The following is a 23,859-nucleotide window of genomic DNA, read 5'->3' as shown; positions in this document are numbered from 1 at the left end:
ATCCGTTCATCATTTTCATGATGTACTGTTTTAAAGGATGCATCTGTTTAAGATGCTGTTCGTTGAATAATTCTTAAAGAATTTTCAGGGTTGTTTTACTGTTCAGTTATCAGTGTTCATTACTGTCGCTTACGCCGACAGCTTTAATAGAATACCATTCATTTTAATGTTTGTCAACAAGTTTTTTTATTTTTTACAAAATTTGTTCAACCGGCTATCGACCAGATAAGCTCATTGTTAAACTTGCCATTGTAATATATGTAATAACATGATTGTTATAACCTGTTGCATTAAAGATATCCAAATCCCAAAATGCATCATCCTGCACTTTAGAGAAGATAAGAACCACTTACGTATAAGTGGTTCTTAGCGGAGAGGATGGGATTCGAACCCATGCGCCCGTGAAGACAAACGGTTTTCAAGACCGCCCCGTTATGACCACTTCGGTACCTCTCCATAATACTTATTTAATTGTGCCGCTCGCTGACGACTTGTTTATATTATCACTCTGTTTTAACTTTGTCAACACTTTTATTTGATTTTTTTTAACTTTTTTATTTCTTATTATTTCACGCCCACAATTCCGCATAAATTCTGCATTATAAGTATCTTATTATCTCCGGCATCCATCCTTTTTTATATCTCACTTAGTTCTAATTTATTTTTTAATAAAACTTTCGGCTATTATTATGTCATCCGGTGTGGTTATTTTTATATTTTTGTATGATGATTGCGTTAATTTCACTCTGACTGATGTATATTTTTCAACAACCATTGCATCATCAGTTATATTACCTCTGGCTGAATCTTTAATCATTTTTTCATATGCATCCATTATAAGTTCATATTCAAAACATTGTGGTGTCTGTATCTGCCACAATGTATTTCTGTCGGGTGTATTAACGGCATATCCATTCTCATCAGATATTTTTATTGTATCTTTGACAGGTACTGCTGCCACGCATGCCTTGTATTTTTCGGCTTCGCATATGCACTTTTCTATCAAATCAGTTGTAATACACGCTCTTGCTCCATCATGAATGAGAACATAATCCGGTACCTTGCACTGCTTTTTCAGTGCCTCCAGCCCATTATATACAGAATTATAGCGTTCCTTTCCACCTTCTGTAACTATTATTACTTTTTCAAATTTGTACGGTTTTATTATTCTTTCTATGCAATATGTTTTTTCATCCATACCATCAATACATGCATTTCCTGTAACCAGAACTATTTTGTCAACACTGCTTTCAGAAAATGCTTCCAGTGCATAATATATTACCGGTCGTCCATTTATTTTCATATATTGTTTTGGAATCTCTGACTTCATTCGGCTGCCTTTGCCTCCGGCAAGTATTATTGCCGCTGTTAATGCTTTTTCTTTGCTGCCCATATATTTTTCTCCATGTCTGAATTTTGCCGGGCAGAATATAATATGCCCGGCATTTTTTATATTTTTTATTAATTTATATTCTTTCACCAAGTTTGAGATTTGGAACCGCATTAAGATCAAAGCCATGCCTTACACCTTTTATGTAATCATAATACCCGGCAGCTCCTATCATTGCCGCATTATCTGTACATAACTTAGGAGATGGTGAATAATATTTTATTCCATTTTCCTCACAAGCACTTGAAAGTGCCTCTCTTAATGCTGAATTAGATGCAACGCCGCCGGCAATTGCCAGCTTGTCGATATTTCTTTCTTTTACAAGCATCATTGCCCTTGATACAAGTGCGTCCACTACAGCATTCTGAAACGATGCTACAAGGTCAGCTTTATTTATCTCTTCATTTTTCATCTCACACTGGTTTATATAATTGAGAACAGCTGATTTTATTCCGCTAAACGAAAAATCATATGGTGAATCTTCTACATGTGCCCTTGGAAATTCAATTGCATGCGGATTACCTTCTTTTGCCAATTTATCTATCTTTGGTCCGCCCGGATAACCGAGTCCTACAGCTCTTGCGACCTTGTCAAACGCTTCCCCAGCCGCATCATCCCTCGTTCTTCCAATAATTTCATAATCACCATAATCATTGACCATTACAAGATGTGTATGTCCTCCTGATACAACAAGTGCAGCAAATGGAGGTTCCAATTCAGGATGCTCTATATAATTGGCTGATATATGCCCTTCTATATGATGTACTCCCACAAGTGGTTTATTTTTTGCAAATGCAATAGCTTTTGCTTCCGCAACACCCACAAGCAACGCTCCTACAAGCCCCGGACCATATGTAACAGCTATAGCTGTTATATCATCCAATGTTACGTTCGCCTCTTTTAACGCCATGTTTATTACAGGATTAATATTTTCTATATGTTTTCTTGATGCTATCTCCGGTACTACACCGCCATATAATGTATGAATATCTATCTGTGAATTTATTATATTTGACAAAACAGTTCTTCCGTTTTTTACAACAGCTGCCGCTGTCTCATCACATGAACTTTCTATAGCAAGAATTAATACTTCTTCCTGTTCTTTCATACTGCTTTCCATGCCTTTCTATTCCTGTGTGCTATTATTTCCGTTAATAAGCTCCCAGTATAATATTTTCCATTTTCCATCGGAATCTTTTCTTAATACAAATCTGGTATATGATTTGTGAAGTTTACTTCCTTCACGGACATTATAAAGCACTACCAATGATGCATATTCTTTATTATCAATAGTTGTATATTTTACTGCCTGGCTGCCATCCATTGTATAATCAGCTATATATCTTTTTGCCGAATTATAATCCGCTATATCAGCCTTTAATGCATCCAGAAATTCTTTATCTGTCTGTTTTGACTTTAACTCATTATCAAATAATTTTCTTGCATTTGTTCCAAGTGCTTCTATCTGTTCATCCGTAAGAGATGTCTTGTAATATGCCTTTGTTATTCTTGCATACAATTTAACAACTTCTTTTGGAGACTCAGGATAATTTTTATCAATATCTTTTGTTGTTAATGCTGCCACTTCCTGATTCCAAACTGACTTATCAGTTGCATCTTTTGTCGATTTCCTGTTTGAAAGATAGAAAAAATAGGCTATGCACATTAGTGCCAGAACACTTACAATTATTATTGTTTTTACATATTTTTTCATCTCACGCCTCCATTTCCGCATCTTTAAATGCTACCCTTCTTCAAATTGAAGTTCCACCGTTTTACCATCTGTACCTGCTGTGACATTTTCAAATATTTTCTGTATTCCACGTATATACTCCTGCGGCCTTACAAGTGACGGGCTGAAATGCGTCAGCCACATCTCTGCAACTTCTGCATCTTTTGCAAGTGCTGCCGCCTCTGAAAATGTCATGTGTTTGTTTTCTTTTGCTTTACTGTCTTTATCTTCTTCGCCATACATTCCTTCACATATAAATAAATCGGAATGTTTTGCATTTTCTATAATAGCCGTAACCGGTCTTGTATCTGTACAATATGTAACTTTCAAACCTTTTCTCGGTTTTCCCATTACCATATCCGGTGTATATACAGTTCCATCAATCTCAACCGTATTTCCATGCTGAAGCTTATTCCACGCTTTCTGCGGTATCATAAGTTCTCTAGCTTTTTCTACATCAAACTTTCCTATTCTTGGAATACTTATAGAATACCCATAACATGCAACCGTATGAGAAACTTTAAATGCCTCTATCTCATAGCCATTTATTGAAATGTGTTCCTGCGGTTTTGTAAGTTCTATAAATTTCAGTTCAAACGGAAGTTCCGGTGCTATCACACGCAGTGCCCCAACAACTCTTGACAGACCTTTAGGCCCGACAAGCGTAACAGGCTTTGTCCTGTCAGAATTTCCTATTGTGAGAAGCAGCCCCGGAAGTCCGCTTATATGGTCAGCATGATAATGCGTAAAACAAATTACATCTATCGGATTAAAACTCCATCCTTTTTCTTTTATTGCAATCTGTGTTCCTTCCCCACAATCTATCAAAAGACTGCTTCCATTATATCTGGTCATCAGTGATGTCAGCCATCTGTCAGGCAATGGCAGCATTCCGCTGGTTCCCAGCAAACATACATCTAACATATATTTCCTTCCGTATACATTTTCGACATTACTATAGCATCCTCAACCGGTCTTTCATAAAATCTTTTGCGGATACCTATTTGTTTGTATTTCATTTTTTCATATAATCTTCGTGCTGCGTCATTGCTTTCACGCACTTCCAGAAAAAACACATCTACTTTTTTCTGTATTCCACGTTTTTCCATCTCTTCCATAAGCATCATTCCGATACCTTTTTTTCTGTAATCAGGATGAACTGCCATATTCGTAATATTCCCCTCACCAAACACCGTCCATAATCCGCAGTATCCGGTAATTGTGCCTTCATCTTCACAGACAAGATATATATTATTTTCATCACTGCATGCATCATGAAATGACTTCTCTGACCACGGCAGTGAAAATATCTTTTTTTCTATCTCTTCGACCTGTGGAATATCTTTTTCTTCCATAGCTCTTATGTTAAGCATTACTTAGGCTCCTTTTTCTGTGCAAATTCACGCTCTGCCTGTGACGGGCGAAGATAATCGGGCTTTACATCATCCGCATCAACAAGTTTATTTTCTGCTGCCATCTGCATTGCCAGCATAGCTACACTTCCGGCACGTTGTGTTGTCATATGTGCCGGTGCATATTCATATTTACATGTTAAATATTTATCAAAATATTCTCTTGCGGCATTTATGCCATCACCGACAAATATTACATCTCTGTTAAGGCCATTTAATTCAGCAGCAAGTTGATCATATGAATCAAGCGACTGTTCCCTGCATCTACAGAGTCTGTTGTTTTCATCAAAGAAAAATATATTGTTGTAGAGATGCTGCCTTCTAGCATCCATGACAGCACATATAAGCTTACCAGTGCCATACATATTCATTGCCATTGCATCAAGTGTCGGAACTGCTGCCATCTTGATACCTGTGGCAAGTGCAATGCCCTTTCCTGTTGCAACGCCTATCCTTAACCCAGTAAAAGAACCCGGGCCTGTTGACACTGCAACCACATCAAATTCATCCGGCTTAACGTCTGTCATATCACATATCTCATCTATCATAGGAAGAAGTGTCTGTGAATGAGTTTTCTTATAGTTGATAGTATACTCTGCCGTAAGTGTATCATCTGTAAGAATTGCAACTGATGCTGTCACGGCAGAACTTTCTATTGCAAGTATCCTCATGTTAATCCTCCTTTTGCTGCTTTTCTATCGTTACTCTTCTGTAGTCAAAACCTTTTGAAAGGTCTTTGCTTATTTCAATTTTTATGGTATTTTCAGGGAATATCTCCGGATATAGATTTCCCCACTCAACAAGACATGTTCCTTCTGAATAAAAATATTCTTCGTAACCGATCTCATCAAGTTCCGAAATATCTGCTATCCTGTATAAATCGAAATGATATAAGGGAATTCTTCCTTCTTTGTACTCCTGAACTATTGTAAATGTAGGGCTGTTAACAGGTTCTGTTATGCCAATCCCTTTTGCAAACCCCTGTGTAAATACTGTCTTCCCAACGCCAAGGTCACCTTCAAGACAGAATATATCTCCTGGTTGTACTTCTTTTCCTATCTTTTCCCCTAATGCAAATGTTTCTTTTGCATCAAATGTTTCTATCACATTTACCATATCTGTCACCGTCCGCACTTGTTTATTACTGATGCATCATTTAACTTAACCTGAAACGGCTTGAGTTTCTCTCTTGCTATTTTTATAAAGTTTTCTGCCTGTTGTCTGTCAAGGCATTCAAGAGGTATTATATTAGCCCTCACTGATGTTATATATAAAATCATGCTCTTTCCTGTGCATTTTATCGTAAATATATCATCCCATAAAAGTTCTTCTGATACTTCGCCCTGACTGAGAGTTATCTTTTCAGGTGTTATGACATATTTTACAGGCTCTGCAAATGCAGGAACTGTTTTTATCTGTTTATTAACTTTTCTCTTCATGCCAATCGGTGTGTACACTGTAAAGAAAAGTCCAAAAAATCCCATCATAAGTGTATATGATATATTCACTCTGTTAATTGAAACTATGCATATCACCAATGCTATTATGCCAAAAAGCAGTGATGCAATACCACTCACGCTGTGATAATTATGGTATATTTTAAAATCCATCAGTTCTTTTGCACCTATTCGTGTTTCAAATTCTACTCTCTGTTCTTGTTCACCCATTTCAATACTCCAGTTTGTATTATTAACTATATTTATCAAACGCCGCCAATGTCTCTTGCAGACATTGGCTTTGTTTCGCTGTCCGCACAATTATCTCATAAATCTTGATAATGAACTAAGATTAAGTCCATTGTCTTTTTTCTTATGCTGTCCCTGCTTTCTGTTATCTCTCTTTGAAGCATCATTTTTTCTGTCGCCTTTATTCGCTGACATTTTACGGTTAGCAGCCTCTTTTTCGTCGAGAATCATTGATAGTGAAACCCTGTTCTTTGCTGGGTCAGCTTCTATAACACGTACATCTACAACATCTCCGACACTCACAACATCAAGCGGATGCTCAACTCTTCTGTCAACACACATCTGTGAAATATGAACAAGTCCGTCCTGATGTACACCGATATCCACAAAAGCACCAAAATCTATTACATTTCTTACTGTTCCTTTAAGAATCATTCCCGGTTTTAAATCTTTCATATCAAGGACATCTTTTCTGAGTATTGGTTTTGGCATCTCTTCTCTTGGGTCTCTTCCAGGTTTCTCCAGTTCTTTTACTATATCTTCAAGTGTTATCTCACCAATGCCGACTTTTTCTGCCATTTCGTGGAGATTACTTATTTTTTTACCAAGTCCTATTAACTCACCTGAACTTATAGAGTTAATATTATATCCTAATATCTCAAGAAGTTTTGCTGCAGCATCATAACTTTCCGGATGTACACTTGTGGCATCAAGCGGATTATCACCTCCGCTTATACGCATGAAACCTGCACACTGTTCAAATGCCTTAGGTCCTAATTTTGCAACTTTTAAAAGCTGTTTTCTGTTAGTAAATCTTCCGTTAGTTTCTCTGTAATCCACAATATTTTTTGCAACAGCTTTTGATATTCCCGAAATATATTCAAGAAGTGATGCAGATGCTGTATTTAAATCAACGCCTACTTTATTAACGCTGTCTTCAACCACACCTGTAAGTGTTTCGCTCAGCTTTTTCTGGTTCATATCATGCTGATACTGTCCAACACCGATTGACTTCGGATCTATCTTTACAAGTTCAGCAAGCGGATCCTGAACTCGTCTTGCTATTGACACCGCACTTCTTTGTGCCACATCAAAATCAGGAAATTCTTCTGTCGCAAGTTTGCTTGCAGAGTACACTGATGCACCTGCTTCATTTGTTATTACATAATCTACATTTTTCAAATCGTACTCTTTAATCATATCTGCTATGATTTTTTCTGACTCTCTTGATGCAGTTCCATTACCGCATGAAATGAGCGTTATATTATACTTATCTATAAGTTTCTTAACTTCCTGCTTTGACTGTTCAACTTTATTGTGTGGCTCTGTAGGATATATAACTTTTGTATCAAGAACCTTTCCTGTAGCATCGACAACTGCAAGTTTGCATCCGGTTCTGAATGCAGGATCCCAGCCAAGTACAACTTTACCGGCAATTGGAGGCTGTAAGAGAAGCTGTTCAAGATTCTTACCAAATACCCTTATAGCTCCGTCCTGTGCCGTATCCGTGAGTGTACTTCTTATCTCTCTTTCTATGGCAGGTGCAATAAGCCTGTCATATGCATCGCTTACAACTTCTTTGATTAATGGTGTTGTATATTCATTATCTGATGTAAGCGTCTTTGTCTCCAGATACCTTAAAATTCTGTCAACAGGTGCCTCTATTTTTATAGCAAGGAACTTTTCTGCCTCACCTCTGTTTAATGCAAGTATTCTGTGTCCCGGAATTGTTGAAAGTGCTTCACTGTAATCATAATAATTCTCATATACAGACTCTGCATCAGCATCTTTGGCAACAGAAACTATCTTTCCTTCCTTGAAAGTTATATCTCTTATATATGTTCTGTAATCAGCGACATCTGAAATCTGTTCTGCAATTATATCAAGTGCTCCCTGTATCGCTGCCGCTGCATCCTCAACTTCTTTGCCTTCCTCGCTGCTTATATACTTCTGTGCTTCATCTTCAACAGGCTTGTCTGTATTCTGTGCAAGTATGAACTGTGCAAGAGGCTCAAGCCCCTTCTCTTTTGCAATCGTTGCACGAGTTCTTCTTTTCTGCTTGTACGGTCTGTATAAATCTTCCACAAGCACCATTGTCTGTGCATCTGTAATCTGTGCCTTTAACTCTTCTGTAAGTTTACCCTGTTCTTCTATGCTTGCTATTACCTGTGCTTTTCTATCCTCAAGATTGCGAAGGTATTTGAGTCTGTCATCAAGGTTACGAAGCTGTTCATCATTAAGTGAACCTGTAACTTCCTTACGGTATCTGGCTATGAAAGGAATCGTACATCCTTCATCTATCAACTTTACTGCCGCTTCAACCTGTGACGGCTTAACGCTTAACTCTTCTGCTATTTTCTTTGTGATTTCCATTCTCTGAATATTACTCCTTAAACATTGTCATTTTTATGTTATGTTTTCTTTTTTATTTTACCATTCTAAACGAAGTTTAGCAAGCTGTATTTATTTTTTGTTTTTTTATTATTTTTATTGTATATAACTTTCCATTAAATATTTTCACAAAAATATCCCGGCAGGAAAACATCTGATAACAAATGCCACCATTGCTTTCCTGTCGGGATAAAATTTAATTTTTCGATTTGTTTTACTGCTCTTCTTCCGGTACAAATACGCTGTAAATTGTCTTGATTGCATCTTCAAAATAGCGATTGCGTACACCAATAATGATATTAAGCTCGCTTGAGCCCTGATCAATCATCTTAATGTTAATCTTTGCCTTTGCAAGTGCTGAGAAAATATTAGCAGCAATACCTGAATTATTCTTCATTCCTCGTCCTACAACAGCGATAAGTGCAAGATCTGATTCAAGTTCTATCGAATCAGGATTTACTGCACGATGAAGCTGTGCAAGAACTTTCTGTTCTTTTTCAACAAATTCATCCTGATGAACAAATACTGTCATAGTATCAATTCCTGATGGCATATGTTCAAATGATATGCCATTATCTTCAAATACCTGAAGAACTTTTCTTCCAAATCCGATTTCTGAATTCATCATGTCTTTGTCGATGCTTATTGATACGAACCCCTTCTTACCGGCAATACCAGTAATTACACAATCCGGTCTGTTACATGTTGTCTCAACAATCATTGTACCCGGATCTTGTGGTGCATTTGTATTTCTGATATTAATCGGAATTCCTTCTTTTCTTACCGGGAAAATTGCTGATTCATGAAGAACGGAAGCACCCATGTAAGACAATTCTCTAAGTTCCCTGTATGTAATAACTTTGATTGGCTTTGGATTTTTTACTATTCTTGGGTCTGCTGCAAGGAAACCCGAAACATCTGTCCAGTTTTCGTACACATCCGCTTTGATAGCTCTTGCAACTATTGAACCTGTCACATCAGAACCACCTCTTGAAAATGTCTTAACTTTTCCGTTTGGCATTGCACCATAAAATCCCGGAATTACAGCATTTTCTGTAGCAGCAAGCTTTTCTGAACATACTTCATTAGTCTTTTCTGAATCGAATTCTCCATTTTCATCAAAACAGATTACATTTGCAGCATCAATAAACTGATATCCAAGATAATTTGCCATTATAATACCATTAAGGTATTCTCCTCTTGAAGCAGCATAATCTTTTCCTGCTTTTGCTTCAAAGTTTTTCTTGATTGTCTCGAACTGTTCTTCTAATGAAAGTTTGAGTCCAAGACCCTTTATAATCTCATTGTAACGCTCTTTGATTGCTTTTAACTGTTTATCGAAATTTTTTCCTTCTTCTGCTTCTGCATAACATTTATAAAGCATATCTGTAACTTTTGTATCCTCAGAAAAACGCTTTCCCGGAGCTGAAGGGACAACATACTTTCTGCTCTCCTCTTCTCTTATTATGTTACCGACTTTTTTAAACTGTTCTGCACTGGCGAGTGAGCTTCCGCCAAATTTTACAACTTTAATCATTGTTATTATTACCTTTCCATCTTCTTTTTATTTTTCTTATGCAACTATTTTTCAAACAATCTGTTTATTATTGTATGACCCTCAGCAATATAATTTCCACTTGCCTCGCCATCTTTTTCATTATATGACCATGTATTATTCTTTTTGTCTGTGCTGTCATATAACATATATGGAACAGGGTCAGAGACATGTGTTCTTATAGCCACCGGTGTAGGATGATCCGGAAGAACTAACATCCTGAAATCTTCTCCTGCCGCTTCCATCTTTTCTACAACACGTTTTATGATTCTCTTATCAAGGTTTTCAATTGCTTTTACTTTGCGTTCATAACTTCCCTGATGACCCATTTCGTCAGGTGCCTCAAGATGAATATATGCAAAATCACATCCTCCGTTTAAAAGCACATCAACTGCCGCGTCAGCCTTGCCCTCATAATTAGTATCAAGACCGCCGTTTGCCCCCTCTACTTCTATAACTTTCATGCCGGCACCGACTGCAATTCCTTTAAGAAGATCTACAGCGGAAATCATCGCACCTTTATGACCTGTCTTTTCTTCAAATGATGTGAGCATCGGTCTTGTGCCCGCACCCCAGAACCAGAGCGAATTAGCAGGATTAAGTCCACTTTTCATTCTCTCAACATTAATTGGATGATTGCTTAAAATATCATAGCTTTTCTTCATCATCTCTCTTAATTTATCATCTTTTGGAAGATACTGTCCTATTTTCTGTCCAAGTACATCATGCGGAGGAGTAAGGTCTACAACTTCGCCTTTATCCCATATTGTAAGATGTCTGTAACTTGTTCCCACATAAAACTTGTATATATCATTTTCAAGCTCTTTTCTTACTGCCTCAAGAAGAACAGCCGCATCTTCTGTTGAAATTTCGCTTGAGCTGTGGTCAATAATTGTCTTTTCTTCATATGGAAGCTCATCTGTTGAAACTGTAACTATATTACATCTTAACGCAACATCTGTTGTCTTCATGTCAACACCGATGCTTAATGCTTCAAGTGGTGAACGTCCTGTGTAATAATCCCTTGGATTATAGCCAAGAACTGATAAATTAGCTGTATCGCTTCCCGGTGCCATTCCATCAGGTATTGTATGTACCATTCCTATCTCTGACATCTTTGAATACTTATCCATTGTCGGTGTATCCGCATACTCAAGCGGTGTTTTTCCTCCAAGTTCAGGAATATCCTTATCTGCCATTCCATCGCCAAGAATAATTAAATATTTCATTTTTCTTCCTTTCCCGTGCAAGTATATGCACTGACGATAATTTTTATATAAACCATAAATTACAGTTAATCAGGCCGACAATTAAATTGTAGTCTCATCGATTCTTATTCTATGAATCATATCTATCTTTTTTGCTGCTTCAGCAAATGCTCTTTCTGACATAGGCTCTGTAATAAATCCAAACTCTCCGTCTATTCCATCTACAGTAACAGTCTGCACATTTCCAAATGCTGCATTTACTGCTGATAAATCTGAGACATTACCTTTTACTCTGACGAAGAACTTTCTTACTTCATCATCTGCATCACCAAGTTCAAGTTTCTCTACGCTCCATACTGTCATGACATTCTTGCCTTTATGCTTTACACAGTCTACAACGTCAGCTACAACAGCACTTGCCGTAGGAAGTTTTCCTGCTCCGGCACCAAAAAACATTACATTGCCGATAACATTACCATGAATATATATTCCGTTTAACACATCATTTACATTGTATAACGGATGTGTTGAATTAATCATAAATGGTGCTGTTATAGCATATACTTTGTCATTTTCTTTGCAGCTTGTAGCAAGAAGCTTTACTACATAGCCAAGTTTTTCTGCATACTTGAAATCTTTTGTTGTGATTTTTGTAATTCCCTCTGTACGGATTTCTTCAAATTTTACTGTTGAGCCATATGCAAGCGATGTAAGAATTGCAATTTTACGGCAGGCATCAAAACCTTCAACGTCAGCTTCAGGATTTCTCTCGGCATAACCAAGTTCCTGTGCTTCTTTTAATGTTTCTTCGTATGTACTGCCTTCTTTATCCATCTTTGTAAGGATATAGTTTGTTGTTCCATTAAGAATTCCTGTTATTTTTGTAATCTCATCCGCTGTAAGAGACTGGTTTAATGGTCTTATAATAGGAATACCGCCGCCAACTGATGCCTCAAACATAAAGTTAAGATTTCTTTTCTTTGCCATCTCAAGAAGTTCAGGTCCATGTGCAGCAACGAGTGCCTTGTTTGATGTACACACGCTCTTTCCTGCCTCAAGTGCTCTCTTTACAAATGTAAATGCCGGCTCAACACCGCCCATAACTTCAACAACTACTTCTATTTCAGGGTCGTTGATGATAACGTCCACATCATGTACTATTTTTTCCTGAATCGGATCACCCGGGAAATCTCTCAAATCGAGAACACTCTTTACTTCAATTTCTCTTCCTGCTCTTTTTGTAATAGAGTCTTTGTTTGTCTCTAATACTTCAACTACTCCGGAACCAACTGTTCCATAACCTAAAACTGCAATTTTAGCCATCTTAATTTCCTCTTTCTCATTATTTATTTCATCTTGTGCGATTACTCTCTGCTTAAAATTTTCAAATATCTGACACCTGAAAGCTGTTCTATCTGCTCTATCATCTTTGCTGAATCTCCCGTTGTCGGAAGTATATCAACACTTAACGTCAGCGAGGCAACACCATTTACAGGTATTGTCTGATGTATAGTAAGAAGATTAGCTTTATATTCTGCAATTGTCTTTAATACAACCGACAGAATTCCCGGCTCATCATCCATTGATAATACAAATGTTATTGTCTTGCCTTTTACATTATCTCTAAAAGGAAAAATATCGTCTTTATATTTATAATAAGAACTTCTGCTGATTCCAACCGATTCAGTAGCTTCAGCTATAGACATTCTCTTTGTCTCAATTATTTTGTTGACCTGTGCAACTTTGAGCAGAACTTCCGGCAGTGCCTTCTGTTTGACAACGTAATATTTACTGTCCTCAGTCATATCCTCATACCTTTCTGACATCAGTCATAATTCACAGGATGTCTTCCTACAAAAGACACATGTGTTTTGTTGTTCGTGTGTGAAACACATGTGTTTTTCACAGAAAGAATCTTATCATATTATTTATAACAATGCAACCTTATATGTGATTTTTAGAAAAAAAGACACATAATCTGATTGTACAGTATAGCCGGATACCGCATTCTCAGATTATGTGTCTTTATATTAATTATTATGATTCTCTTCCAAATACACTTGCCAGATATCTCATCTCATTAAGACGGTCATTATTAAGTGACCCTGCTCTCATTCTCCATTTCCAGTTATTTCCAAAGCTTGAAGGCATATTCATTCGTGCTTCATTTCCAAGCTTTAAAATATCCTGAACTGTAAATATTGCAAGACATGCAACACTTGAATATGCTGCACGGAATACGTTATCTACCATCCTTGCCCTGTCTCTTGTATCAAGATAATCAAAAGCATAGCCAAGCTCCCACTCATTGTGTTCGGTAAAATATCCCATAAGTGTTTCATTGTCATGTGTTCCGCCATACACTACGCAGTTATCACTGTAATTATATGGAAGATGCGGATTTTTTCTGTCGCCGCCAAATGCAAACTCAAGGACTTTCATTGAAGGATAATTGTTTTCTCTTAAAATCACATCAACCTCTGGAAGTGATACTCCTAGATCTTCTGCAATAATTTTTTTATCACCGATAGCTTCATTGATAACATCAAGAAGTTTCTGTCCCGGTCCCTGCTCATATGAACCTTGCCTTGCATCAGGCATATCAGCCGGAATTGTATAATATTTTACTATTCCTATAAAATGATCAATTCTTATAACATCATATAATTCAGCAGAATGTGCCATTCTGGCTCTCCACCACCTGAATCCGTTAGCTTCCATCTTATTCCAGTCGTAAAGAGGATTTCCCCATTTCTGTCCAAGTTCAGAAAAAGCATCAGGCGGAACCCCTGCAACTTTAACAGGCGTAAGATTCTCATCCAGCAGAAATTCACCTGCATCCGCCCACACATCTGAACTATCAAGCCCCATATAAATAGGAATATCTCCTATTATATCTACATTATTTTCATTGGCATATTCTTTGAGTTTTTTCCATTGTTTATCAAATTCATACTGGACAAACTTCCAGAATCCGATTTCGTCTGCAAGCAGTTCTTTATACTTCTGCATGCCCTTCTGTGTCCGGAATTTAATATCTTCATCCCAGTCCTGCCATGACTTCTGGTTAAAATGCCATTTGAGAGCCATAAAAAGTGCATAGTCATCAAGCCAGTATGCATTTGTTTTATTAAAATTATCAAACTTCTTATATTCCGGAAGTCCGGCAGCAAGTTTCACACGGCTTTCACTGAGTTTCTGTCTATAATTTTTGTATGCTTCATGCAAAACAGTGAACCTGTTATTGTAGACTTTTTCGTAATCCACATAATCGCCGCTGCCCCAGTCTATATCTTCATATATATTTCTGTCTAATATTCCGTCATCAGTCAACATCTCAAGATCCACAAAATATGGATTTCCTGCAAAAGCAGAATATGACTGATATGGGCTGTCTCCGTATGTAGTTGGTCCAAGCGGAAGCACCTGCCAGTATCTGTGTCTTGCCTGTGCAACAAAATCCACAAATTCATACGCTGTTTTTCCGAATGTTCCTATACCAAATGGCGACGGGAGGCTGCTTATATGCATAAGTATTCCCGCTGACCTTTCTATTTTACCTGAATTTTCCATGTTAATCACCATCCTGTGATATTAGCTGATTACTTCATATCTTCCGCCATCTGCTTTACAACAGCTTCCTCTTCCTCACTTAAAAGTTCTGTAACGTCAAGAAGAATTATAAGATTACCATCAACATTGGCAACACGAGGCATATATTGTGTCTGTGCATTAAGAGCAATCTCCGGCATAGGAACAATATTTTCAGGTTCAATATCGCCTATCTCAACTACCTCATCAACCTCAAGTGCAAGTTTAACATTTTTTGTATCAATAATAATTGTATTTTCGCTCACACCATTATCAACAAGTCCAAATTTCTTTTTGAGACTGTATACAGGTATCACCTCACTCCTTAAATTTACAATGCCTTTAATATACGGCATTGAATTTGGAACCGGAACAACCTGAATCTCTCGTTCTATTGACTGTACAAGATTAATGTCTACACCATACATTTCGTTACCGACTTTAAACACTACAGGTTTAATGTAATCTGACATAAAATACCTCCTTATCATGCTTTTGTATATGCATTATATTTTTAATCTGCTTTTTTACCTGTATTAACCCAATTAAGATATGCATTAATAAAAGGATTAATATTTCCGTCAAGAACGCTTTGTGCATTGCCTATATCTTTGTTTGTTCTATGGTCTTTTACCATTGTATATGGCTGCAAAACGTAGCTTCGTATCTGATTACCAAAATTAATATCCTTGACATCACCTCTGATATCTGATGTTTTTTCAGCATTTTCCTGCTGTTTCATAAGATACAGCTTTGCTTTGAGCATCTGCATAGCTTTATCCTTATTCTGGTGCTGTGAACGTTCATTCTGACACTGAACTACTATTCCTGTCGGAATATGTGTAATTCTGATTGCAGATGATGTCTTGTTAATATGCTGTCCACCGGCACCGCTCGAACGATAAGTATCTATTCTTAAATCATCATCATTAATCTCAATATCAACATCTTCATCAATATCAGGCATTACATCACATGATACAAACGATGTCTGTCTTTTTCCTGCCGCATTAAATGGTGAAATTCTTACAAGTCTATGTACACCATGCTCTGATTTTAAATGTCCATAAGCATTATCTCCGGAAACTTCTATTGTAACAGACTTAATTCCGGCTTCCTCACCTTCAAGATAATCAAGAGTCTGTGTTGTATATCCGTTAGCCTCTGCCCATCTTGTATACATTCTGAAAAGCATCTGACACCAGTCGCAGGCCTCTGTTCCGCCTGCTCCTGCATGCAATGTAAGGATAGCATTATCTTTGTCATACTCACCTGAGAGAAGTGTTTCAATCCTTAAATTTTCAAGTTTTTCTTCAAATGAATTAATTTCATTCTCAACTTCCGGAATAAGAGAAGCATCATTTTCTTCATCTGCCATCTCTATGAGTGTTTTGGCATCCTCAAGCTCTTGCTCAAGCTCATTGTATTTTTCAAATGAGCTTTTGAGCGTTTTTAATTCTTTCATGGCATGCTGTGACTTTTCTGTATTATCCCAAAAGCCAGGAGCCTCCATATCAGCTTCTAGTTCTTCTATTCTTTTCTTTTTATTTTCTAAATCCAATGACTTTTTTATCTGTTCCATTGGCTTTTCAAATCCCGAAATCTTATATCTGAACTGGTCTAATTCTACCACAATTACTCCTTTTTTCCGATTATGCCTGTCTTCCGCAACAGTTTTTATATTTCTTTCCACTTCCACATGGACAAGGATCATTCGGATATATCTTCTTTTCTACTCGTTTTACAGGACCTTTTACAGATGGACCATCATCCTTATTAGTTCCTGTTACTTTGGCAACCTGTTCACGTTCAACTTTCTGTTCAACCTGAATATGCATAAGAAGTCTTACTGTATCTTCAGTAATTCCCTGTGTCATGGTATCAAACATGTCGTATCCCATCATCTTGTACTGGATTACAGGATCCTTCTGACCATATGCCTGAAGTCCGATACCCTGCTTTAACTGATCCATATCATCAATGTGATCCATCCACTTACGGTCGATAACTTTAAGAAGAACTACACGCTCAATCTCTCTTATCTGTTCTGGTTCTGTAAATAATGCTTCTTTATCTTCATAAAACTTTACTGCCTGCTCTTTCAGACTGTGAAGAAGCTCATTTTTATTCTTTATTGTATCATTGTATTCAACCGGTGCAAGAGGTATCGTTGGAAGAAGAAGTTCGTTGATTTCTTTATAATCCCACTCTTTTGCATCTTTATCATCATTGATACAGCAGTTTACAACACTTTCAACAAAATCTGTAATCATCTTGAGAACTGAATTACGCATGCTCTCACCATTGAGAACTCTGTTTCTTTCTGCATAGATGATTTCACGCTGTTCGTTCATTACCTGGTCATACTCAAGAAGATGGCTTCTTATACCATAGTTATTAGTCTCTATCTTCTTCTGTGCACTCTCAATTGCATTACTTAACATCTTATGCTCAATCTGTTCGTCTTCACCGACACCGAGCTTGTTAAATACATTCATAAGACGTTCCTGTCCAAACAAACGCATAAGATCATCTTCAAGTGAAATATAGAATCTTGATTCACCCGGGTCACCCTGACGTCCGGCACGTCCACGCAGCTGGTTATCGATACGTCGGCTCTCATGTCTTTCTGTACCAATAATCTTTAATCCGCCTGCTGCTCTTGCCTCATCATCAAGTTTAATATCAGTACCACGGCCAGCCATGTTTGTCGCAATTGTAACTGCACCATGCTTACCTGCCTCTGCTACAATCTCAGCTTCCTTTTCATGGAACTTGGCATTAAGTACATTATGAGGTATTCCTTTCTTTCTTAACATCTCACTTACAAGCTCTGATGTCTCGATTGTAATTGTACCTACAAGTACAGGCTGCCCTTTTTCATGTGATTCTATAACAGACTGCACAACTGCATTAAACTTGCCTTTCTTTGTCTTGTATACAGCATCATCATAATCAATTCTCTGAACCGGCTTATTTGTCGGAACTTCAACAACGTCCATGTTATAAATTTCACGGAATTCCTTTTCTTCTGTGAGAGCAGTACCTGTCATACCTGCCTTTTTCTCAAACTTATTAAAGAAATTCTGGAATGTAATAGTTGCAAGTGTCTTACTTTCTCTCTTAACTTTTACATGCTCTTTTGCCTCAATTGCCTGATGAAGACCATCTGAATAACGGCGTCCCGGCATAATACGTCCTGTAAATTCATCTACAATCATTACCTCATCGTCTTTGACAACGTAATCCTTATCTCTGAACATAAGATTATGTGCACGAAGTGCAAGCGTAACATTATGCTGGATTTCAAGATTTTCAGGATCGGCATAATTATCTATATGGAAGAACTGCTCAACTTTATGAATACCCTGTTCTGTAAGATTGACAACTTTATCTTTTTCATTGACGATAAAATCACCATCTTCTTCTATCTCTTCCTGCATGATAGCCTGCATCTTTGTCATCTCGCCCTTATACTCACCTCTTACAAGCTGACGAGCAAGTACATCACACAATTCATAAAGCTTTGTTGACTTGCCGCTCTGTCCTGAAATAATAAGCGGTGTTCTGGCTTCATCGATAAGAACTGAATCGACCTCATCGATAATACAGTATTTAAGCCCTCTAAGAACTATCTGTTCTTTGTAAATAGCCATATTATCACGAAGATAATCAAATCCTAATTCGTTGTTAGTAACATATGTAATATCACATGCATATGCTGCTCTTCTTTCATCATCTTTCATATCATGAAGAACAATACCAACACTGAGGCCAAGGAACTTGTGAATCTGACCCATCCACTCAGCATCACGCTTTGCAAGATAATCATTTACAGTTACAACAAGTACGCCTTCTTCTGTCAAAGCATTAAGATATGCCGGAAGTGTTGATACAAGCGTTTTACCTTCACCTGTACGCATCTCTGCTATACGTCCCTGATGAAGAATAATACCACCGATAATCTGGACTCTGTAATGCTCCATTCCAAGCACTCTCTTACCAGCCTCTCTGACAACAGCATAAGCTTCCGGAAGAATATCATCAAGTGTCTCGCCTTTTGCAAGCCTTTCCTTAAACTCTTTTGTCTTTCCTTTTAACTGCTCATCGCTTAATGCACCCATAGCATCACGGTAGCTTTCTACCTTATCTACAATTGGATATATTCGTTTTAATTCATGTTCGCTGTGTGTACCAAACAGCTTCTGCATTAATCCCATTCCATAATCTCCTTAAAATGCAATATTATTAAACTCAAATTATTCATAATTGTAACACCAAATAATAATATAAGCAAGTAGAACGCCTTATATATGCGACATATCTCAATTATGTTTTTAAAAATTTTGTCGAATTTTTTAGTAAAAGTTCAAAAGCCGGATGTTATATTTTCTGTATAGTACAGCAACATAACATCCGGCCAGCTTAAATCATATTAAATTGTCATGTTAATTAATCAAGTTCAGGCTCTATCAATCCGTATGTATTGCCTTTTCTCTTGTAAACAACGTTGACTTCTTCTGTCTCTGAATTGAAGAATACGTAGAAATTATGTCCGAGAAGTTCCATCTGTACGCATGCTTCTTCAGGATCCATCGGCTTGATTCCAAATCTCTTAGTTCTGATAATCTTTACATCATCTTCATCATCGTAATCCTTGTCCACAAATTCCTGTGCAAAAGCTGCCGCATTCTGCTGCTTTGAAACTATCTTGTTCTTATATTTCTTCAGCTGACGCTCAATAACTTCTTCAACGAGGTCAATTGATACATACATATCACTGCTGACCTGCTCGCTACGGATTATATTTCCTTTCACCGGTATAGTAACTTCAATCTTCTGTCTTTCCTTCTCAACGCTAAGTGTTACATTAACTTCTGTTTCAGGAGCAAAGAATCTGTCAAGCTTGCCAAGCTTCTCCTCGACTGCTGATTTCAAACCCTCTGTTACATCGATATTCCTTCCAGTTATAATAAAACGCATGATGTCCAACTCCTTTATTAATAGATTATCAAGATACGACGGCACATTAATCTGTCACCTTATATCCTTATCTTCAATATTATTAGCCGTTCCTCATCTGATGTGATTATTATAACATAATTTCAGATATTAGCAAGTAAATTCTTGCAATTTATACTTTTTTCATTTATTAATTGTTCAACATTCCATTTCAAGCCACTACTAGACAATCATTATTTTTGTCAAGCAAAATACGGCTATTTTTTTGTCCAAAAACACGATTTATGATTTATTAACAAAACATTTATTCTCCTGTTACCAACATAATCCACAATGTGGATTGTGTATATTTTTTGTGGATAATGTGCATAACTTGGTGCATAACTTAAAATTTGGATAAAATGAGGGTTATTCAGTGTGGATAACTTCTGTATATTTTGTAGAATGATGTCAATAGATTTTTATCATTTTTTTAATTTGTATTATTTTTTCGTCATGATGCACAAGATTGATTTTGTCAATATGCTTATGCCTACATTTTTTATAAAATATTTCTGATTGACTTAATATCTGCTTGTAAAAAATAGTTTTGCAGTTTATTCTAATATTCAGAAAATAAATATTTTACGGAGAATGTGGATTATGAAACAGACTGTTGTTATAACAGGGGCATCAAGAGGAATTGGCAGGGCTGTTGCACTTGCTTTTGCTGAAAAAAGTGCTTCTAAAAATGATCATGAAGAATATAATATTTTTGTTAATTGTGCAAAAAACAGTGAATTGCTTGAAAATGTAAAGAAACAAATAAGAGATTTGGGTGTATGCTGCGAAAGCTTCACTGGCGACATAAGTGACTATAACACTGCTATGGAAATGTTTGATGAGGTTCACCGGCATTTTGGTAATGTTGACATTCTTGTTAATAATGCCGGTATTTCTATTATCGGACTGTTTCAGGATATGACAAGAGACGAATGGGACAGAATCATGAATGTAAATGTCGGTTCTGTATATAACTGCTGCCATTTTGCAATCCCGGACATGATTAATGCAAAATCAGGAAGAATCATTAATATTTCTTCTGTATGGGGAAATGCAGGTGCAAGCTGTGAAGCCGCATATTCTGCAACAAAAGGTGCTGTCAATTCTCTCACAAAAGCACTTGCAAAAGAACTTGCCCCAAGCGGAATCTGCGTAAATGCAATTGCATGTGGAGCAATAGATACTGATATGAACTCCTTTTTAAGTGACGAAGACAAGCTCAGTCTTTTTGAAGAAATCCCGGCAGGAAGAATGGGAAGACCAGACGAAGCCGGAAAGCTTGCTGTTATGCTTGCTGATGCACCTTCTTATCTTACAGGACAGATAATAACACTTGACGGAGCCTGGATATAACAGGCTCCGTCGTAATTCACACATTATTTTCAGAATTTTCTTCTCTCAATTCCCGCTTTACGATAATATTCGGATTTATCTATATACATATTATGTTCTGATTCTGTCAGTAACTTATCAAGACCCTCATAGAAATTTTCTCTCCACGCAGCACCAACTGCCATAAGTGAATTGCTTTTCTTCGAACATTCTTTTAACTGCTCTGTTTTTTTATATAAATCATCTTCTGTAATTTCAGGACATAATACGAGAAATTCATCTCCTCCTATCCTGAATATTCCATAATCACTAAATATTTTTTTTAAACAATCACTGGCACGAAGAATCAGTTTATCTCCCGCTTCATGTCCTTGTGTGTCATTAACATTTTTAAGTCCTGTAATGTCACAGTAGACTGCACCGATACATTTATTCTTATCAAGACGTTTCACAAACTTTTCAACAAGAAATCTGTTGCCAAGTTTTGTAAGTGCATCTTTATAACTCATATTCTCAAGCTGCATTAAAAGATTTCTTCTCCTGATACATGAAGAAATAAAATATCCTACTATCTGAAGCATATTATGTGCATACTCCATATATTTTTGAGGAGGATTGTCAACACCGTAAAATCCACTTATTTTTCCATCTGTATAAAGAGGCACGGCAACAAGTGCCTTGATATTCTGCCGGCTTAATATATCATACACATCGGCCTCTTCTACCTTTAATTTATCAATATCAGCTATTACAATGTCCTTATCTTTGCCAAACATATCATACCAGCCTCTGCATATATCCGGCTCAAGATTCTGAAGACTGTCTTTTTCAGGTTCCACGCCGTCTGCACACCACTCATATGTGTTATTATCAAAGTCTTTCTCGTCTTTCTCAACAATATAAACACGGTCGGCATTTAACGCTTTCCCCATATATTCAAGTATAATATCAATTTCCTCATCAGGTGATGTTGCCTGAAATGCAACACGTATGCCATTATTTACGACAAGTTCAAGATCTCTGTAGTTGTCAACCATTCCTTTCTGCTGCTCCTCGAATGTAACATCAAGTGCAAGCTCAGCACGGCATCTTCTTCCTTCGTCCTCGATAATTGTATCTTTTAAAATAAAATGTTTGTTGAGAATCGGATTAAAATAACGCCATTCCTTAAACTGTCCAACTGATAAATCTTCATTGTTACAGATTTTGCACGGACTTGATGAGTTTTGCAGAATTTCATAACATTTTTTACCGACAACTTCATCAACACTTTTAAATCCATATATATTTAATGCTTTTTTATTCATGTATATAAGCTCATGTGTATCAATATCAGCTACATACATACATTCATCCATATTTTCAAAAAATTCCCAAATTTTTTTCATACTAACGCACCATCGCCCTATCAATATTTATAACCGCATAACAGTTATCATCATAAATTTTTATATATGAGTTGATTTTTTTCTTTAAAACATCATCAGAGATTTCAAAATCATATGGAACTACCACGTCAAACATCAGCTTTTTCATCATCGGTCCTCTCATAACCCTGAAATCATGCATTGAAAGCCTTGCATCTATTGTACTGATAATCTGATTTGTTATTTTTCTCAATTCGTTAATCTGTTCATCATCAGTTATAACCGGGTCAAGATGTATTGAAATATCGCATCCCAGATTATTTTTCACACGTTTTTCTGCTGTATCTATAATCTCATGTGCATCAAGCATATCCATGTTGTATGGAAGTTCTGCATGAAGTGACGCGAATCTTCTTCCGGGACCATAATCATGAACAATCAGATCATGCACACCTATAACATGTTCATCTTCTTTGACTGTATCTTCAATTTTATGTGCAAGTTTCTCATCTGCCGGCTGCCCAAGAAGCGGCTGCAAAGTATCTCTTGCTGCCTGTACGCCCGCAACAAATACAAATATGGCAACTATTGTTCCCGCAATACCATCTATATTAATTCCTGTAATTTTCCATAATAAAAGTGATAAAAGAACAACAGCTGTTGCAACGCAGTCTGAAAGACTGTCTGTGGACGTTGCAAGCATAGCTGCCGAATCAAGTCTTTTTCCAAGTGAACGGTTAAATAAAAACATCCATGTTTTCATCAGTATCGAACCAACAAGTATTATTACCGATAAGATGCTGAAATACATCTCATCAGGATTAAATATCCGTGCAACAGAACTTCTGAAAAGTTCAACACCCATTACTATAATTGCCGCCGCAACTATAAGACCCGATATGTATTCTATTCTTCCATGTCCAAACGGATGCTCAGTATCTGCGGGCTTTCCTGAAACTTTAAATCCTATAAATGTAACAATTGATGAGCCTGCATCTGACAGATTGTTAAACGCATCTGCTGCCACTGATACTGCACCTGTAATAATTCCTGCCAGAAATTTGAGTAAAAATAAAATTATATTGCATGTAATTCCTACAATTCCTGAAAGCATGCCATATTTTTGCCTTACAACAGGATTGTCGGTATCATTGCTGTTTTTTATAAATATTTTCAACAACAGTTCTGTCAT

General features: G+C 36.9%; 21 protein-coding genes and 1 tRNA gene. 1 reads left to right on the top strand and 21 read right to left on the bottom strand.

Annotated elements, in window-relative coordinates:
- Positions 1-370 precede the first annotated feature (370 nt).
- The 19 genes from H8S01_RS12085 to hpf all read right to left on the bottom strand — a co-directional run bounded on the left by H8S01_RS12085 (position 371) and on the right by hpf (position 19,947).
- A tRNA-Ser gene (locus tag H8S01_RS12085) sits at positions 371-456 on the bottom strand.
- A gap of 202 nt (positions 457-658) precedes the next feature.
- Complete coding sequence (ispD, locus tag H8S01_RS12080; protein WP_186837330.1) at positions 659-1,393, bottom strand: 2-C-methyl-D-erythritol 4-phosphate cytidylyltransferase; 735 nt, start codon at positions 1,391-1,393, stop codon at positions 659-661.
- 73 nt (positions 1,394-1,466) lie between these two features.
- A complete protein-coding gene (gene tsaD, locus H8S01_RS12075) occupies positions 1,467-2,498 on the bottom strand; it encodes a tRNA (adenosine(37)-N6)-threonylcarbamoyltransferase complex transferase subunit TsaD (protein ID WP_186837334.1) in 1,032 nt (343 codons plus the stop codon).
- An 18-nt stretch (positions 2,499-2,516) separates the two neighbouring features.
- Positions 2,517-3,104, bottom strand: a complete 588-nt coding sequence (locus tag H8S01_RS12070) for a DUF6715 family protein (protein WP_186837329.1) — start codon at positions 3,102-3,104, stop codon at positions 2,517-2,519.
- 30 nt (positions 3,105-3,134) lie between these two features.
- A complete protein-coding gene (locus H8S01_RS12065; RefSeq protein ID WP_021865282.1) occupies positions 3,135-4,046 on the bottom strand; it encodes a ribonuclease Z in 912 nt (303 codons plus the stop codon).
- Complete coding sequence (gene rimI / locus H8S01_RS12060; protein WP_021865283.1) at positions 4,040-4,495, bottom strand: ribosomal protein S18-alanine N-acetyltransferase; 456 nt, start codon at positions 4,493-4,495, stop codon at positions 4,040-4,042. Before rimI ends, H8S01_RS12065 begins: the two co-directional genes overlap by 7 nt.
- Complete coding sequence (gene tsaB / locus H8S01_RS12055) at positions 4,495-5,205, bottom strand: tRNA (adenosine(37)-N6)-threonylcarbamoyltransferase complex dimerization subunit type 1 TsaB (RefSeq protein ID WP_021865284.1); 711 nt, start codon at positions 5,203-5,205, stop codon at positions 4,495-4,497. Before tsaB ends, rimI begins: the two co-directional genes overlap by 1 nt.
- 1 nt (position 5,206) lies before the next feature.
- Positions 5,207-5,650, bottom strand: a complete 444-nt coding sequence (gene tsaE / locus H8S01_RS12050) for a tRNA (adenosine(37)-N6)-threonylcarbamoyltransferase complex ATPase subunit type 1 TsaE (protein ID WP_021865285.1) — start codon at positions 5,648-5,650, stop codon at positions 5,207-5,209.
- A gap of 5 nt (positions 5,651-5,655) precedes the next feature.
- Complete coding sequence (locus H8S01_RS12045) at positions 5,656-6,201, bottom strand: YcxB family protein (RefSeq protein ID WP_021865286.1); 546 nt, start codon at positions 6,199-6,201, stop codon at positions 5,656-5,658.
- 90 nt (positions 6,202-6,291) lie between these two features.
- Positions 6,292-8,592 carry a Tex family protein gene (locus H8S01_RS12040; RefSeq protein WP_186837328.1) on the bottom strand — a complete coding sequence of 767 codons (2,301 nt, stop codon included), beginning with the start codon at positions 8,590-8,592 and terminating at the stop codon, positions 6,292-6,294.
- Positions 8,593-8,824: 232 nt separating this feature from the next.
- On the bottom strand, positions 8,825-10,147 hold the full coding sequence (locus tag H8S01_RS12035) for an aspartate kinase (protein WP_186837327.1): 1,323 nt from the start codon (positions 10,145-10,147) through the stop codon (positions 8,825-8,827).
- A 44-nt stretch (positions 10,148-10,191) separates the two neighbouring features.
- On the bottom strand, positions 10,192-11,394 hold the full coding sequence (locus H8S01_RS12030) for a cofactor-independent phosphoglycerate mutase (protein WP_186837326.1): 1,203 nt from the start codon (positions 11,392-11,394) through the stop codon (positions 10,192-10,194).
- 81 nt (positions 11,395-11,475) lie between these two features.
- Positions 11,476-12,696 (bottom strand): homoserine dehydrogenase, encoded by a 1,221-nt coding sequence (locus tag H8S01_RS12025; RefSeq protein WP_021865290.1) that lies wholly within the window; start codon positions 12,694-12,696, stop codon positions 11,476-11,478.
- Between the two features lie 41 nt (positions 12,697-12,737).
- A complete protein-coding gene (locus H8S01_RS12020) occupies positions 12,738-13,178 on the bottom strand; it encodes an ACT domain-containing protein (RefSeq protein WP_021865291.1) in 441 nt (146 codons plus the stop codon).
- 232 nt (positions 13,179-13,410) lie between these two features.
- Entirely contained in the window at positions 13,411-14,946 is a 1,536-nt protein-coding gene (gene malQ / locus H8S01_RS12015) for a 4-alpha-glucanotransferase (protein ID WP_186837325.1), read from the bottom strand.
- Positions 14,947-14,975: 29 nt separating this feature from the next.
- A complete protein-coding gene (locus H8S01_RS12010; protein WP_186837324.1) occupies positions 14,976-15,437 on the bottom strand; it encodes a chemotaxis protein CheW in 462 nt (153 codons plus the stop codon).
- Between the two features lie 41 nt (positions 15,438-15,478).
- Positions 15,479-16,597 (bottom strand): peptide chain release factor 2, encoded by a 1,119-nt coding sequence (gene prfB, locus H8S01_RS12005; RefSeq protein WP_186837323.1) that lies wholly within the window; start codon positions 16,595-16,597, stop codon positions 15,479-15,481.
- Between the two features lie 19 nt (positions 16,598-16,616).
- Entirely contained in the window at positions 16,617-19,184 is a 2,568-nt protein-coding gene (secA, locus tag H8S01_RS12000; RefSeq protein ID WP_021865295.1) for a preprotein translocase subunit SecA, read from the bottom strand.
- A gap of 232 nt (positions 19,185-19,416) precedes the next feature.
- Positions 19,417-19,947, bottom strand: a complete 531-nt coding sequence (hpf, locus tag H8S01_RS11995; RefSeq protein ID WP_021865296.1) for a ribosome hibernation-promoting factor, HPF/YfiA family — start codon at positions 19,945-19,947, stop codon at positions 19,417-19,419.
- Positions 19,948-20,565: 618 nt separating this feature from the next.
- Between hpf and ymfI the strand changes: the two genes are divergently transcribed.
- Positions 20,566-21,321, top strand: coding sequence for an elongation factor P 5-aminopentanone reductase (ymfI, locus tag H8S01_RS11990; RefSeq protein WP_186837333.1), 756 nt, complete (start codon positions 20,566-20,568; stop codon positions 21,319-21,321).
- Between the two features lie 29 nt (positions 21,322-21,350).
- Here ymfI and H8S01_RS11985 read toward each other — a convergent pair whose 3' ends face one another.
- Both H8S01_RS11985 and H8S01_RS11980 read right to left on the bottom strand, forming a co-directional pair.
- The gene (locus tag H8S01_RS11985) at positions 21,351-22,688 is read right to left on the bottom strand and encodes a diguanylate cyclase domain-containing protein (RefSeq protein WP_186837322.1); all 1,338 of its coding nucleotides are present in this window, start codon (positions 22,686-22,688) and stop codon (positions 21,351-21,353) included.
- Position 22,689: 1 nt separating this feature from the next.
- On the bottom strand, positions 22,690-23,859 hold the full coding sequence (locus H8S01_RS11980; protein WP_021865299.1) for a cation diffusion facilitator family transporter: 1,170 nt from the start codon (positions 23,857-23,859) through the stop codon (positions 22,690-22,692).

Source organism: Lachnospira hominis (ex Liu et al. 2021) (assembly GCF_014287955.1).
In the GTDB taxonomy this organism is placed as follows: Bacteria; Bacillota; Clostridia; order Lachnospirales; family Lachnospiraceae; genus Lachnospira; species Lachnospira hominis.
The sequence above is the reverse complement of the archived record's forward strand: the minus strand, read 5'-3'. Positions and strand labels throughout refer to the sequence as shown.